The 453-nt window shown below is 70.0% G+C and carries 1 protein-coding gene; it reads right to left on the bottom strand.

The window, feature by feature from the left end; translation table 11 throughout:
• Window positions 1-453: phage late control D family protein (locus QMZ26_RS21230; RefSeq protein ID WP_283222597.1), on the bottom strand; the 453-nt coding region annotated here is incomplete at both ends.

The following is a 453-nucleotide window of genomic DNA, read 5'->3' as shown; positions in this document are numbered from 1 at the left end:
CGCCACTGGCCGGCACCGTCGATGGTCTGCGCGCGCACGCGCAGTGCATCCAGGTGCTGCTGTGCGCGGCGCTGGCCGCGGGCATTGTCCTGCCAGCCGTAAGGACCGCAGGTATCACGGTCGATGATGCCCAGGTCGTTGCCCTGCCCGGCCTCGGCACTGGCCTGGCGGCGCTCCAGGGTGCGGTAATCCCAGGTGGCGCGCTCGACCTTGCCCGGCCGCCAGCGGTTGGCGGTGGACCATTGCTGCACGCTGTCGCTGCGCTCACTCTCGTCGCGGCGGTGGAAACGCACCACGCCCAGCTCGGCGGTGTCGTGGCTGTGGTCGGCCAGCACCAGCGTGTGCGTGCCGAAGTCCGCGCCGCCGGGCTCGCCGGCATGCTCGAACCAGTAATAGATGCCTTCTTCGGCCAGCAGGCGCTGGATGAAGGCCAGGTCGCTTTCCTGGTACTGG

Source organism: Stenotrophomonas sp. PFBMAA-4, from assembly GCF_030053215.1.
In the GTDB taxonomy this organism is placed as follows: domain Bacteria; phylum Pseudomonadota; class Gammaproteobacteria; order Xanthomonadales; family Xanthomonadaceae; genus Stenotrophomonas.
Note: the sequence above shows the minus strand (reverse complement) of the source record. Positions and strands in the feature narration are given on the sequence as shown.